At 48.0% G+C, this 13,019-nt stretch carries 13 protein-coding genes and 1 pseudogene; 10 read left to right on the top strand and 4 right to left on the bottom strand.

All coding sequences use genetic code 11. The features are described 5' to 3' along the window. Nucleotides 1–2 precede the first annotated feature (2 nt). The 5 genes and pseudogenes from HYN51_RS11290 (at nt 3) to HYN51_RS11270 (ending at nt 5,848) form a co-directional block, all read left to right on the top strand. Nucleotides 3–1,337 carry an enolase C-terminal domain-like protein gene (locus HYN51_RS11290; protein WP_108900114.1) on the top strand — a complete coding sequence of 445 codons (1,335 nt, stop codon included), beginning with the start codon at nt 3–5 and terminating at the stop codon, nt 1,335–1,337. Between the two features lie 88 nt (nt 1,338–1,425). Continuing rightward, on the top strand, nt 1,426–2,763 hold the full coding sequence (gene gudD / locus HYN51_RS11285) for a glucarate dehydratase (protein WP_108900113.1): 1,338 nt from the start codon (nt 1,426–1,428) through the stop codon (nt 2,761–2,763). A gap of 109 nt (nt 2,764–2,872) precedes the next feature. Next, nucleotides 2,873–3,640, top strand: a complete 768-nt coding sequence (gene garL, locus HYN51_RS11280; protein ID WP_108902039.1) for a 2-dehydro-3-deoxyglucarate aldolase — start codon at nt 2,873–2,875, stop codon at nt 3,638–3,640. A gap of 80 nt (nt 3,641–3,720) precedes the next feature. Continuing rightward, nucleotides 3,721–4,604 (top strand): annotated as a pseudogene (gene garR, locus HYN51_RS11275) (2-hydroxy-3-oxopropionate reductase). An 89-nt stretch (nt 4,605–4,693) separates the two neighbouring features. Further along, nucleotides 4,694–5,848 carry a glycerate kinase gene (locus HYN51_RS11270; RefSeq protein ID WP_108900112.1) on the top strand — a complete coding sequence of 385 codons (1,155 nt, stop codon included), beginning with the start codon at nt 4,694–4,696 and terminating at the stop codon, nt 5,846–5,848. 387 nt (nt 5,849–6,235) lie between these two features. On the opposite strand, the gene emrB is transcribed toward HYN51_RS11270, so the two are convergent. From emrB to HYN51_RS11250, 4 genes are all read right to left on the bottom strand, one after another. Further along, nucleotides 6,236–7,789, bottom strand: coding sequence for a multidrug efflux MFS transporter permease subunit EmrB (emrB, locus tag HYN51_RS11265; protein WP_108902038.1), 1,554 nt, complete (start codon nt 7,787–7,789; stop codon nt 6,236–6,238). 8 nt (nt 7,790–7,797) lie between these two features. Next, nucleotides 7,798–8,964, bottom strand: a complete 1,167-nt coding sequence (emrA, locus tag HYN51_RS11260) for a multidrug efflux MFS transporter periplasmic adaptor subunit EmrA (protein WP_108900111.1) — start codon at nt 8,962–8,964, stop codon at nt 7,798–7,800. A gap of 173 nt (nt 8,965–9,137) precedes the next feature. Beyond that, entirely contained in the window at nt 9,138–9,644 is a 507-nt protein-coding gene (gene mprA, locus HYN51_RS11255) for a transcriptional repressor MprA (RefSeq protein WP_108900110.1), read from the bottom strand. A 288-nt stretch (nt 9,645–9,932) separates the two neighbouring features. Next, complete coding sequence (locus tag HYN51_RS11250; RefSeq protein WP_108900109.1) at nt 9,933–10,649, bottom strand: XRE family transcriptional regulator; 717 nt, start codon at nt 10,647–10,649, stop codon at nt 9,933–9,935. Between the two features lie 139 nt (nt 10,650–10,788). Here HYN51_RS11250 and HYN51_RS11245 point away from each other — a divergent pair, with 139 nt between their 5' ends. From HYN51_RS11245 to HYN51_RS16870, 5 genes are all read left to right on the top strand, one after another. Then, a complete protein-coding gene (locus HYN51_RS11245; RefSeq protein WP_108900108.1) occupies nt 10,789–11,148 on the top strand; it encodes an antiterminator Q family protein in 360 nt (119 codons plus the stop codon). Between the two features lie 453 nt (nt 11,149–11,601). Next, a complete protein-coding gene (locus HYN51_RS11240; RefSeq protein ID WP_192878399.1) occupies nt 11,602–11,919 on the top strand; it encodes a phage holin family protein in 318 nt (105 codons plus the stop codon). Further along, a complete protein-coding gene (locus tag HYN51_RS11235; protein WP_108900107.1) occupies nt 11,909–12,334 on the top strand; it encodes a lysozyme in 426 nt (141 codons plus the stop codon). Before HYN51_RS11240 ends, HYN51_RS11235 begins: the two co-directional genes overlap by 11 nt. Then, a complete protein-coding gene (locus HYN51_RS11230; protein WP_108900106.1) occupies nt 12,331–12,756 on the top strand; it encodes a hypothetical protein in 426 nt (141 codons plus the stop codon). Before HYN51_RS11235 ends, HYN51_RS11230 begins: the two co-directional genes overlap by 4 nt. Next, a complete protein-coding gene (locus tag HYN51_RS16870) occupies nt 12,695–12,853 on the top strand; it encodes a hypothetical protein (protein WP_456237235.1) in 159 nt (52 codons plus the stop codon). The genes HYN51_RS11230 and HYN51_RS16870 overlap by 62 nt, the downstream gene beginning before the upstream one ends. The last annotated feature ends 166 nt before the right edge of the window (nt 12,854–13,019 follow it).

Raw genomic sequence — 13,019 nt, 5'->3', positions numbered from 1 at the left:
CGATGCATACGCAAGATACGCCAAAAATTGTTTCCATGCGGGTGGTTCCGGTTGCCGGTCATGACAGCATGTTGATGAATATTGGTGGCGCACACGGTGCTTATTTCACCCGCAATATTGTGATTATCAAAGACAACGCCGGTCATACCGGTGTTGGTGAAGCACCCGGCGGTGAAGTGATTTACAACACATTGATCGAGGCGATTCCTCATGTGGAAGGCCAGTCGGTGGCAATTCTTAATCGACTGGTTGATAAGATGCATCAGGGGAATTTGTATTCAGACTATGACACCTTTGGTAAAGGTGCATGGACCTTCGAGTTACGCGTCAATGCCGTTGCTGCGCTGGAAGCGGCACTGTTAGACCTGATGGGCCAACATCTGGGTGTACCGGTAGCCGAGCTGCTGGGGCCGGGCAAACAGCGTGATGAAGTCACCGTGCTGGGATATCTGTTCTACATCGGCGACAGTGAGAAAACTGATTTACCTTATCTAGCAGCCGAAACGGGTAAACATGACTGGTATCGTCTGCGTCATCAAAAGGCTATGAACACGGCGTCAGTGGTGGAATTGGCTGCCGCAGCGAAAGATCGTTATGGCTTCAAAGATTTTAAAATGAAGGGCGGTGTATTGGCGGGTGAAACCGAGATCGAAACGGTGACAGCGCTAGCTAAAACTTTCCCTGATGCACGTATTACGTTAGATCCTAACGGTGCTTGGTCACTGAATGAAGCCATCCGTTTATGTAAAGGCATGGGCCATGTTCTTACCTATGCCGAAGACCCTTGCGGTGCCGAGAATGGTTATTCTGGTCGTGAAATTATGGCCGAGTTTCGTCGGGCAACCGGATTACCAACTGCCACCAATATGGTGGCGACAAACTGGCGCGAAATGTGCCACGCCATTATGTTACAGGCGGTCGATATTCCTTTGGCCGACCCGCATTTTTGGACGCTGACCGGGGCTTCCCGTGTTGCTCAGATGTGTAACGAATGGGGGCTCACCTGGGGTTGCCACTCGAATAACCACTTCGACATTTCACTGGCAATGTTTACCCATGTAGGGGCTGCGGCACCGGGTAACCCAACCGCGCTGGATACCCACTGGATTTGGCAGGAAGGACAGCATTTGACCAAAGAGCCAATGCAAATCATTAACGGTAAAATCGCCCTGAGCGATAAGTCTGGCTTGGGTATTGAGCTGGATATGGGCCAAATAGAAAAAGCCCATGAGCTGTATAAGAAAATGCCGTCTGGATCACGTAACGATGCGATGGCGATGCAGTATCTGATCCCTGGATGGGCCTTTGATAAAAAGCGTCCGGCAATGGTGCGTTAATCATGATTAGCGGGCTGGCGGTTAACTTCGGTCAGTCAGCTAAAGCAGACTTTATTCATTGAATAATATAGAACAAGGTGGATTAAATATGAGTTCTTCAGCATCCCCAATTATTACCGAGATGCAGGTGATTCCGGTTGCCGGTCACGACAGCATGTTGTTAAACCTCAGCGGTGCTCACGCGCCTTACTTCACCCGTAATATCGTCATTATGAAAGACAACGCTGGTCATACTGGCGTTGGTGAAGTTCCGGGCGGAGAACGAATTCGCCAGACGCTGGAAGATGCTAAGTCGTTAATCATGGGCAAAACTCTGGGTGAATACAAAAATGTGATGAACGCCGTTCGCGCACAATTCTCTGACAGAGATGCAGGCGGTCGCGGCACTCAGACATTCGATCTGCGTACCACCATTCACGTAGTAACGGCGGTGGAAGCGGCAATGCTCGACTTGCTGGGCCAGCATTTAGGGGTGACAGTCGCCTCTCTACTGGGTGATGGTCAACAGCGTGATGAAGTAGAAATGCTGGGTTACCTGTTCTACATCGGCGACCGTAAGAAAACGGATCTGCCTTATCAAAGCCAGCCAAATGAGAAATGCGATTGGTATCGCCTGCGTCATGAAGAAGCATTAACACCGGACAGCGTAGTGCGTCTGGCGGAAACCGCTTATGAAAAGTATGGCTTCAATGACTTCAAACTAAAAGGCGGCGTACTGGCTGGGGAAGACGAAGCCGAATCCATTATTGCTCTGTCTAAACGCTTCCCACAGGCGCGTATCACTCTGGATCCTAACGGCGCATGGTCGCTGGATGAAGCGATTCGTATTGGGAAATACCTACGCGGCTATCTGGCCTATGCGGAAGATCCATGCGGGGCTGAAGCGGGCTACTCCGGTCGTGAAATTATGGCTGAGTTCCGTCGCGCTACAGGCCTATTAACAGCGACCAATATGATTGCCACCGACTGGCGTCAAATGGGACATACCATACAGCTTCATTCGGTGGACATTCCACTGGCTGACCCGCATTTCTGGACCATGCAAGGCTCGGTACGCGTAGCGCAAATGTGCCACGAATGGGGCCTGACCTGGGGTTCTCACTCCAATAACCACTTTGATATTTCACTGGCGATGTTTACTCAGGTTGCCGCTGCGGCACCGGGAAAAATCACCGCCATTGATACTCACTGGATCTGGCAAGAAGGCAATCAGCGTATCACCAAAGAGCCGCTGCAAATTAAGGGCGGTATGGTGCAGGTGCCGAAGAAACCGGGATTGGGCGTAGAGATCGACATGGATCAGGTACTTAAAGCTCACGAGTTGTATAAAAACATGGGGCTGGGCGCCCGTGATGATGCGATGGGGATGCAGTATCTGGTGCCAAACTGGGCTTTTGATAACAAACGACCTTGTCTGGTTCGCTAATTTAAAAGGGCTGCGGTAATGAGCGTAGCCCGTTTGAAACGTTATCACTCAGGCACTATCAATACTGAATCACTAGCCGCCGTGCTACAGATAATAAGAAGGACTCATGATGTCTAAATCTACCGTTTTTAACCAATTTCGTCAGGATCTCCTGAGTGGTAAACCATTAATTGGTTGCTGGGCTTCACTTGCCAACCCGATTACCACCGAGGTTCTAGGCTATGCCGGTTTTGACTGGCTGCTGTTGGACGGCGAACATGCGCCAAACGATATCAATACGTTTATCCCTCAACTGATGGCGCTGAAAGACAGCGATAGTGCAGCTATTGTGCGCCCTCAGTCGAACGATCCCGTCACTATTAAGCGTTTACTGGATATCGGTTTCTATAACTTGCTGATCCCTTTTGTTGAGTCCGAAGCAGAGGCACTGCAGGCGGTGGCTTCAACCCGTTATCCCCCACAGGGCATTCGTGGGGTATCGGTTTCTCACCGCAGCAATGGCTACGGTACCGTAGCGGATTACTTCAGCAAAATTAACGACAACATCAGCGTGATGGTTCAAATCGAAAGCCAGCAGGGCGTGGACAACTTGGATGCTATCGCCGCAGTCGATGGCGTGGACTGCATCTTTGTGGGACCAAGCGACCTGTCGGCTGCTCTGGGCTATTTAGGTCAGGCTGGGCATCCGGATGTACAACAAACGATCCGCCATATTTTTGATCGGGCAAAAGCGCACGGTAAGGCCTGCGGCATTTTAGCCCCGGTTGAAGCCGATGCGCGCCGCTATCTGGAGTGGGGGGCGACCTTTGTTGCTGTTGGTAGCGATCTCGGCGTTTTCCGTACCGCCACTCAGGCACTGAAAGACAAATATAAGTGATTGTCTGACGACGATTCTGTTTTACCCCTTTTCCTGTGGTGAATGCCACAGGATTAAGAATGAACCATGAGGAATATGTAATGAAAATCGGTTTTATTGGCTTAGGGATTATGGGCAAACCAATGAGCAAAAATCTGCTGAAAGCGGGTTACTCATTAGTTGTTATGGATCGCAATACGGATTCAATTGCTGAAGTTGTGGCTGCAGGTGCAACCGCTGCGACAACGCCAAAAGCAGTCGCAGAGCAATGTGATGTGATCATTACTATGCTGCCAAACTCACCGCAGGTAAAAGACGTCGTGTTGGGAGAGAACGGCATTATTGAAGGCGTGAAGAAAGGGGCTATCGTCATTGACATGAGCTCCATTGCGCCATTGGCCAGCCGAGAAATATGTGCAGTACTGGCTGAAAAAGGCGTAGAAATGCTGGATGCCCCGGTGAGCGGGGGGAACCAAAAGCCATTGATGGCACACTGTCGGTGATGGTGGGTGGTAATAAAGCAATATTTGATAGCTGCTTTGACATTATGAAAGCGATGGCGGGTTCTGTGGTCCATACTGGTGATATTGGTGCCGGTAACGTGACCAAACTGGCTAATCAGGTGATCGTTGCGCTAAATATTGCGGCTATGTCTGAAGCGCTGGTATTAGCAACCAAAGCAGGGGTAAATCCGGATCTCGTGTATCAGGCCATTCGCGGCGGGCTGGCAGGCAGTACCGTACTGGATGCCAAAGCGCCTATGGTGATGGATCGTAACTTTAAGCCGGGCTTTCGTATCGATCTGCATATTAAAGATCTGGCGAACGCGCTGGATACATCACATGACGTTGGTGCTCAACTGCCACTCACCGCCGCAGTGATGGAAATGATGCAAGCCCTGAAAGCTGACGATATGGGTACTTCTGACCACTGTGCTTTAGCGCGTTACTATGAGAAGTTGGCTAAAGTCGAAGTGACCCGGTAATCACCGTTTGCCAGCTTTCACAGGTGAACGGCGGGCAAAGATATTGTTTCTATTGTTGGTCATTCAATAATCTTATATATGGATAGGTTATGAAAATAGTCATCGCACCGGATTCCTACAAAGAAAGTCTGAGCGCTCTGGACGTTGCGACCCAGATTGAAGCTGGATTTCGTGAGATTTTCCCACAGGCGGAGTATGTGAGGCTCCCCGTTGCCGATGGAGGAGAAGGAACAGTAGAAGCGATGGTAGCTGCGACATCAGGACAAGTTCTTACCGTCGATGTGACCGATCCATTAGGTGAACGAGGCTCTGCTTTTTTAGGACTGTCTGGTGACGAGCGCTATGCCATTATTGAAATGGCAGCGGCCAGTGGGCTGGAACGTGTTCCAGCCAGCCGGCGTAATCCAATGATTACCACCTCTTTTGGGACCGGTGAGTTGATTGTTGAAGCCCTTAACAGCGGCGTGAAACACTGCATTATTGGCATTGGTGGCAGTGCGACTAATGATGGTGGTGCAGGAATGGTTCAGGCGCTGGGTGCTCAATTACTCGATGAAAACGACCAACAAATTGGATTTGGTGGTGCAGAACTTGCCCGGTTACATCGTATTGATGTTAGCCAGATGGACAAGCGTATTGCCGACTGTCGGTTTGAGGTGGCCTGTGATGTAACCAATCCACTAACCGGCGCTCAGGGTGCTTCAGCGATATTTGGTCCACAGAAAGGCGGAACACCTGCGATGATCGAACAGCTGGATGCCAATCTGCTCCACTACGCAAAAATTATTCAGCGCGATCTTGGGCTGGATGTAAATGATGTCCCGGGCGCTGGGGCTGCGGGTGGTATGGGCGCGGCTTTATTGGCTTTCCTTGGTGCGGAGCTGCGTCCGGGGATTGATATTGTCACCGAAGCCGTTGGGTTAGATGCCGCCGTCAGGCAAGCAGATTTGGTGATTACCGGTGAAGGCCGGATTGATAGCCAAACGGTTAACGGAAAAGTACCTATTGGGGTGGCCCGAGTTGCTAAACGCTACCATAAACCGGTGATCGCCATTGCTGGTAGCCTAAGCAGCGACGTGGATATTGTTTATCAACATGGTTTGGATGCGGCGTTTAGCGTGCTGTATAAAATTAGTTCGTTGGATGAGGCACTGACTCAGGCAGCGGATAATGTCAGGATGACGGCTAGGAATATAGCAATGGTATATCGTTTGGGACTGGCGTCTGGGGGGAGGTCTGATTGAATACCATTGTATTGAGTAAGTATCGTCCACTAGCAGTGCAGTGTAAAAAATAGCAATGGAGTGAGTGGCCGAGCAGGGGGCGTTAAGGGCGAACGCCCCCTGAGTCTTCGCACACGAATTCAGGTCGCCTGCGGCGACTACCTTCCGTCTTCGTTCGGGTTTACGCACCGGCACTGATTCGCTCCAAGCGAAGCAGTGCCACGCCAAACGTTCCTGTTTGGCGTGTTACCTTCTCTCAGTCGTCAGCTGAATTCCAATTCTCTATAAGGTCAACATCAAAAGATAAGACTAGCTTCTGGAATAAAAAAACAACCTGAATAAATCTCAACGCAGGTTGTTTTTTACTAAGGTAATCAGCCTGTAAGTAGCAGATTACTTTTTGATTAACTAGTGTTCTGCACCCCGATGCGCGGCCCCGCCGCCAATAATAAACGGTGGTTTAGCGAACCAGACAAACACCAGTAATAACAGGAAGATCCCGCCAAACAGCCAGAAGATTTCATTGGCAGAAATAATCAGCCCCTGATTGGTTATCTGGTTGTTGAGATAAGCGCTAATCTGCGCCGGTGACATGCCCATTTTCCCCATAGATTCATAAGCCTGCTGCGATAGCGGATTATTAGGGCTAATGGCTTCGGTTAATCGGGAGTGGTGCAGCGCTTCTCTTTGAGTCCAGGAGGTGGTGGTTATGGACGTTCCCACCGAACCTGCCAATGTACGTAAAAAATTGGACAGGCTAGAAGCCGCTGCAATTTTTGATGGTTCTACATCAGAAAGGGTGATGGTGGTTAACGGCATAAAGAAACAGGCAATGGCAAAGCCTTGCACAAATTGCGGCCAGGCGACGGCGGCAAAATCCATCGCAGGTTCAAAGGTATAAGCTCGCCAGTAAAAACAACCGGCATACACAATAAAGCTAAAGGTGACTAATCGACGTAAATCGATTTTAGGACCATATTTTCCGATAATCGGCGCTAACAGTAGCGGAACGAGCCCAATCGGAGCCGCTGCTAGCCCTGCCCAAGTGGCGGTATAACCGTATACCACTTGTAATAGCTGTGGTTGCAGCACAATTGAACCGATATACAACATGAATGCCAAGCTAATACACAGGCATCCTATGGTGAAATTTCTCGATTTAAACAGCGATAAATCCACAATAGGGTGGTCGTCGGTTAACTCCCAAATAATCAAGATGGTAATCGCCACCACGGCAACCACAGTCAGAACAATGATTTCAGTCGATTGGAACCAGTCCAGCTCTTTGCCCCGGTCAAGCAGCATCTGAAAGCAGCCGATCCCCACCACCAGCAGCACCAGCCCAACGGTATCAATAGGACGGATCTCGGTTGGTGTTTCCCGGTCTTTTAATATGCCCCAGATAATAATAACGACAGCAATACCGACCGGAACGTTGATATAGAAAATCCATCCCCAGTGGTAGTTATCGCTGATCCAGCCACCCAGTATTGGCCCAAAAATGGGGGCTACCGTGACCGTCATTGACCACAGTGCCAGCGCCATACTGCGCTTCAGCGGAGGGTAGTTATTCAATAGCAGGCTTTGTGATAGAGGCATAATCGGCCCAGCGACCAATCCTTGTATCACTCGGGAAAGGATAAGCATCTCCAGACTGTGTGACATTCCGCACAGCCATGAAGCCACCACAAACAGCGTGATGGAAGCCATAAACAGGCGAACTTCACCAACACGTTTGGCAAACCAACCGGTTAAAGGGATGGAGATAGCGTTAGCCACACCAAAAGAGGTGATGACCCATGTGCCCTGAGAAAGGGATGAACCCAGATCGCCTGAAATGGTTGGGATCGCCACATTGGCGATCGTGGAATCCAACACCTGCATAAAGGTAGCAAGAGCCAGAGCCAGCGTGATCCAGCCTAGTTGAGCCCCTTCAAGGGGCTTTAGCGGTGTGTTATTCATTTTTGGCATCAGTTGCCAGCATTGGCATGAATAATGTCAGTAATCAATGTATTCACCGGTGCTAGGTCATAAGTAAGGGCCTTTGTCTCATAGGCGATTCCCTGACGTGGTTTTTCCGCCAGTACTAATCCATGTTGGTCGGCAGTATCTACGGTGACTTCCATTGACAGACCGATACGCAATGGATGTTGTACAACCTGTTTTGGGTCAAGCTCAATACGAACGGGCAGGCGCTGCACGACTTTAATCCAGTTTCCGGTAGCATTTTGCGCCGGAAGTAAAGAAAAGGCACTGCCGGTTCCCATATCCAGCCCTGCTATGGTGCCGGTATATTCCACATCATCGCCATAGAAATCGCTGGTAATGTGGACCGGCTGACCGATGCGCATATTGGCCAGTTGAGTCTCTTTAAAGTTAGCATCAACCCACACCCGATCGGCAGGAACTATCACCATTAGCGGGGTGCCTACTGCGATTTGCGAGCCAACCTGAACGCTACGTCGTGAAACATAACCATCAAGAGGCGAAACGACTTTCGTGCGCTGTAAAGTTAACCAAGCATCCCGTAGCTGAGATGAGGCATGCTGCACTGAAGGGTGCAGTTCAAGCGGAGTATCAAGCACTAGCGCATTGTTGGCCTGATATTGCTGTAGTGCCACTTCCAGTTCAGCACGGGCGCTAACGGCGGCATCTCTAGCGTGCTGGAGTTCTTCTTTCCCTATCGCTGCGGCTTTACCCAGCGTTTCTCTGCGAACTAGGTCTGCTGCTGCCTGATTCAGTGCTGTTTTCTTCAGCTCAATATTGGCCTGCAATTGCCGGTTATTAATAATCAGTTGGTGGGTTTGACGCACGCTATTTGCCAGCGCGGTTTTTGCTCGCTCAAAGGCTTGCTGAGCATCGGTTGGATCCAGCGTTAGCAGAACATCTCCCTGTTTTACCCGATCGGTATTATCTACATGGATAGTGGTTACATTGCCGGCTATCTGCGCCATAATTTGAATCTGATTACCGGCGACATAAGCATCATCCGTTGTTTGATGGTGGCGTAATGCAACAAACCAGTAGATGGCATAACCCGCGCCAATAATGACGAACAGCACGGTTGCTATTGTCATAGCCAGCTTGCGTGTTTGTTTTTTGTTTCTTGGTTGCGGGGAGAGAGTTTCCGCGGACATTCGGTTCTACCTCAAAAATAAGTTCGCTCTGAATGGTATAGAAACCCATTCAGTTACCCTGAAATTCAGCGTTATAGTTTATGGGTATTTTGTGCAATAAGGCAGCGTTAAATCGCTGTAATTTAGCAGTATACGATGGGATCGCATATTTAGCTAAATTACAGCATTAACCATCAGGTGTGATCGATAGCTTCTAAACGGGTAAGCAGTTTACGATTTAACAATTCAAGTTGGATACGTTCTTCTTCAGAGAAGACGTCCCAAATTTTAATTAAATTAGCATGCTGCTGTGGGAACATACCGTTAAGAAATGCCTGTCCTGCAGGAGTCATAAACAGGTGCAGGCAGCGACGATCTTTGCCGCTTTCCTTACGAACGATCCATCCTTTTTTCTCCAGCTCGTCAGCAATGCGTGTAGCATTGGTTCTGGACGAACCAAGGGCTAGGCTTAATTCTGATGGTTGAATTGATTTGTCTTTTTGTGCATTCAATATTACTAACGTCATAAAGAGCGTTTCGTTTATTCCTTGAGCCTTGAAAATCTTATTACGACATTCAAGTAACTTTGAGTAGGTATGCATGCTAAGACGGGTTAACTGAATTTCCTGATGTGGAAATTCTTCCTGTATTGTTGCGTACAGGCTTAAGATACTTTCAGTAGGCGAAAATGAACTTTCCATGTGCTACATTCTCCTCGTTAGCGTTGCATAATAATAACGTTGTTAATGCCCATAAGTAAATATTATAAATTTTCCCACATGGTTTTTATTAGTTTGATTGAATTAATTAAGTCTATTTTTGCAACGCTTTAGCAAAGCCTTTTATAAAGATTTTATCTGTCATCTTATTGATAATGAATAAGGTAATAATCATGCGATTTGTGGGCGTGGTCGTTAAACGTATACATGGATTGTGCCTGACAGATTTGCGATCTGGACAGGCTTTTTGGGGTATATAACAATCTTTGCTTACCAAAGCGTGGACGACCAGAAAACGCGACCAATAATATGAATACGTTGTTCGAATTCGTCTCTGGTTAGCTGTTCATCGGGATAATCTGTGTTGTTAAAGCTTTTAATGATCACACCACCATCTGGACGAGGGATCATCTGCTTTACTCTAATCAGATTACCGTCACGGATAGCGTAGAGGTCGCCATCAATAATCGTTGAGTTATTGGCGGTATCGATACCTACGACATCCCCGCTGCGTAGCATTGGCGCCATGCTATTACCGATAACCCGTACAACTCGCGCATTACGGGCATTAACGCCCATTCTGCGTAAGGTATAGCGGCGAAACGGTAGGGCATAGACTTCATGCTCATTATCGGCCATAGCCCCGTCACCACAGGCGGCTTCCACATTCAGCATGGAAACTTCGACAAATTCGTCTTTGTCGTGATTCATTGATTCCCATTCTTCAACCCGCAAACTGCTGGCCTTGATTTCACTATCATAGATGTCAACGGACTTAATGGGCGCAGGCTCATCGCCAAATAATAGCCATTGTGGGCTGACATCTAGCGTTTCGGCCAGTTTGTCCAGATTGCGTGGCGATCGGGTCTGGCCCGATTCGATTTTATTAATCGATTGTTGGCTGACCTGAATCTTTTCTGCCAGGGTTTTCTGACTTAAACCCAACTGTTCGCGCCGCTTTGCAACGCGCTCTGCTAACGTCTGCATAGTGATTCTCATAATAGATAAAAGGTGAAAATGACAACTAAATATAGTTCTACTATAACAACTAATATATGTTGATCAACCCCTAATTTTACATTAGTATAGCCATACAACAAAATGTTGTTAATGTCCGGGGGATATAATGAACAATATCAAGACAACTTTAGAGATGTGGGGCAACTGGGCTCGTTGCAATGTCGGTACTGAATATTCCAAAGTGAATGTCACTTTTCAAGCGGTTTTACCGGATAGCAATTCGACATTTTTTCGCACTGATGACGAGCAAGGTATGGTGGTCGATTCTGCCGTCGCCGGGCTGCGGCATTATGACCAATTAGCCTATAAGCTGGTGATTGCACACTATGTTTATAGAATTAGCCAGTCAAAACTGGCTAAGCAACTTGGTAAAGCTCAAAGCTATATTGCAGGCATTTTAAGAGTGGCAGAAGCTTTTATTGCGGGACAAATTTTTGTTCAAACGGGAGAGGCCGTTTCTGTCTGATGAATTTTTTCGATGATTGATTTTTACATCGCTGTGCTGCCGAAAGGCGGCACTTTTCATTTTAAATCCCCTATAAACAAAGTTGTTAAAACAAGTAAAAGGTGTTGACTTAATCTGATTATCAGGTATAGTAAGCAGTATAAAGTCAAAAAGTTGTATCCAAAGAGTGCTTCAACAAATGCCCGCTATTGAATGCGGGCATTTTTGTTTTTATTGCCTGGAGGATGACGGCTTTATGGCCTTATTTGATACGAAGAAACATGAATGGAAAACAAGCCAGAATGGCAAAAGGTGTCATCAATGCTGTCCGTCAACAGCCTCGGTAACTATTAACAAAAATGGTTAAACCGCAGGATGCCATATATTAACCACGTGTGACGTATCAGTCTGTCAAATTTAGCCCCGCTCTGCGGGGCTTTTTTATTTCTCCCGTTCAGGAGTTGAAAAACATAAATGCCAATAAAAGAACCTGAAAACTTCAATCTACTTAGTCATTTACTTGTACTAATTATGACTTTGCTGGGGGCTATCGCCAGCTACGCCTATCGAATTCTTAATGGAGAGGAGTTTCGCTGGTCGATTCTTCTCCTGCAAGCCATCGTGGCCATCTTTGCCGGTGCGCTGGTGTTACTGGCAGCCAATTACTATCACTGGGCCGCCGAGTTTGCCGGTGGCATAGCCGGGCTATCCGGCTGGTCTGGTGCTGAATTTATTAAAACGTTGGAGAGGCGCTTTCTAAAGCGGGTCGATGGAGGAAATCATGATAACTAGTCAACAGGGTGTGGATCATATTAAGTCTTTTGAATCCTGCCAGCTAAAAGCTTATCTCTGTCCGGCAAACGTATGGACCATCGGTTATGGCCATACCGGGGGGGTGAAATCAGGAGATCAAATTAGCCTGATGCAGGCTGAACGCTACCTAAAAGCAGATTTGGTTCGTGTAGAGCAGGATATTCAAAAAATTGTTCGTGTTCCATTAACTCAGGGGCAGTTTGATGCGTTGGTCTCTTTCGCATTTAACTGTGGAACTCGGGCGCTCAGCACCTCAACCCTGTTACGCAAACTCAATCAACGAGATTACGGCGGCTCGGCGGAAGAGTTCTCCCGTTGGGTACATGCCGATGGAAAAAGGCTGGGCGGGCTGGAGCGCCGCCGCCGTCTGGAGAAGCGGATGTTTGAGTCATGAGTTTTTCCAGTAAATGGGTTACTGCCGCATTAGCGGCTTTATGCATTGTTGTGTTGCTGCTCTATTGCCGCTGGTTGAGCCATCAGTTAAATCAGCTAAGGAGTGAGAAGCAACAGGCAGTGGTGGCGTTAGCAGAAGAACGGGCCTATTCAGCCAAGATCAGGACCCAGTACTTGCAAATCCAGGAGGTGATGGATGGTGTTGCAGAGCAAAAACAACAGAGTGAAAAACGCACTGCAGTGTTGCAACGAGCATTGGCGCAAAGCCAACTGGAGAGTCCCTGCGTTGCTGTTCCCGTTCCTGATGCTGTTACTCAGCGGCTGCGTGAACGAGTCGTCGAAGTCAACGCCACCGCTGCCGGTGCCAACGAGCCTGTTCAGGCCTTGTTTGGTGCCGGAGTATCGGGTTCAACATTACGGTGATTATCCCAGCTATATCGCTGAGCTTTTTGCTGTTATCGAGCAATGTAACGGGCAATTAAAGGGGGTACGGGAAATACTGAAAACATCAGAAATGTAAAAAGTTCTATATGTCACTACAAGTGCACCAATATTTTTTCATCATTCTTTAGAGAGGGAGAGCTCTGTGATAGTCGGGGCGGCTTTTGATGCGTTATTTCCGCTTTATCGACAGCAAAGAATGAAGAAGAAATACATATAGAAAAGATATAAAAAACAATAAGAAA

Source organism: Limnobaculum parvum (assembly GCF_003096015.2).
Lineage (GTDB): Bacteria > Pseudomonadota > Gammaproteobacteria > Enterobacterales > Enterobacteriaceae > Limnobaculum > Limnobaculum parvum.
Note: the sequence above shows the minus strand (reverse complement) of the source record. Positions and strands in the feature narration are given on the sequence as shown.

Excerpts from the sequence above, each read along its gene's own strand:
- HYN51_RS11290 (WP_108900114.1), top strand. The coding sequence starts at position 3 with ATGCATACGCAAGATACGCCAAAAATTGTTTCCATGCGGGTGGTTCCG.
- gudD (WP_108900113.1), top strand. The coding sequence starts at position 1,426 with ATGAGTTCTTCAGCATCCCCAATTATTACCGAGATGCAGGTGATTCCG.
- garL (WP_108902039.1), top strand. The coding sequence starts at position 2,873 with ATGTCTAAATCTACCGTTTTTAACCAATTTCGTCAGGATCTCCTGAGT.
- HYN51_RS11270 (WP_108900112.1), top strand. The coding sequence starts at position 4,694 with ATGAAAATAGTCATCGCACCGGATTCCTACAAAGAAAGTCTGAGCGCT.
- emrB (WP_108902038.1), bottom strand. The coding sequence starts at position 7,789 with ATGAATAACACACCGCTAAAGCCCCTTGAAGGGGCTCAACTAGGCTGG.
- emrA (WP_108900111.1), bottom strand. The coding sequence starts at position 8,964 with ATGTCCGCGGAAACTCTCTCCCCGCAACCAAGAAACAAAAAACAAACA.
- mprA (WP_108900110.1), bottom strand. The coding sequence starts at position 9,644 with ATGGAAAGTTCATTTTCGCCTACTGAAAGTATCTTAAGCCTGTACGCA.
- HYN51_RS11250 (WP_108900109.1), bottom strand. The coding sequence starts at position 10,649 with ATGCAGACGTTAGCAGAGCGCGTTGCAAAGCGGCGCGAACAGTTGGGT.
- HYN51_RS11245 (WP_108900108.1), top strand. The coding sequence starts at position 10,789 with ATGAACAATATCAAGACAACTTTAGAGATGTGGGGCAACTGGGCTCGT.
- HYN51_RS11240 (WP_192878399.1), top strand. The coding sequence starts at position 11,602 with ATGCCAATAAAAGAACCTGAAAACTTCAATCTACTTAGTCATTTACTT.
- HYN51_RS11235 (WP_108900107.1), top strand. The coding sequence starts at position 11,909 with ATGATAACTAGTCAACAGGGTGTGGATCATATTAAGTCTTTTGAATCC.
- HYN51_RS11230 (WP_108900106.1), top strand. The coding sequence starts at position 12,331 with ATGAGTTTTTCCAGTAAATGGGTTACTGCCGCATTAGCGGCTTTATGC.